The sequence below is a fragment of the Leucobacter musarum subsp. musarum genome (assembly GCF_001273845.1).
GTDB lineage: Bacteria > Actinomycetota > Actinomycetes > Actinomycetales > Microbacteriaceae > Leucobacter > Leucobacter musarum.
In genome coordinates, this window is record NZ_JHBW01000106.1 from 1 (window position 1) to 221 (window position 221).

Genomic DNA, 221 nt, shown 5'->3' on the forward strand with positions numbered 1-221 from the left:
GGCGAGGGCCGCGCCGATGATGCCGGCCGAGGCGACCAGCGCGCCGACGTTCACCTGCAGCTCCGTGAGCACGAGGATCAGCGCGATCGTCACGATGATCCAGGTGATCGCCGCGCGCCCGACGGTGCCGAGCGTGCGGGTGCGCTGCACCGCACGCGCGTTGACGTACGGTGCAGCCTGGATCTCGGAGGTGTGGTCGACATTCTGGGCGCGCTTCACGC

The 221-nt window shown here is 70.6% G+C and carries 1 pseudogene; it reads right to left on the bottom strand.

Annotated elements, in window-relative coordinates:
* A pseudogene (locus CH42_RS16645) lies at nucleotides 1–221 on the bottom strand (mechanosensitive ion channel family protein); the annotation flags it as partial.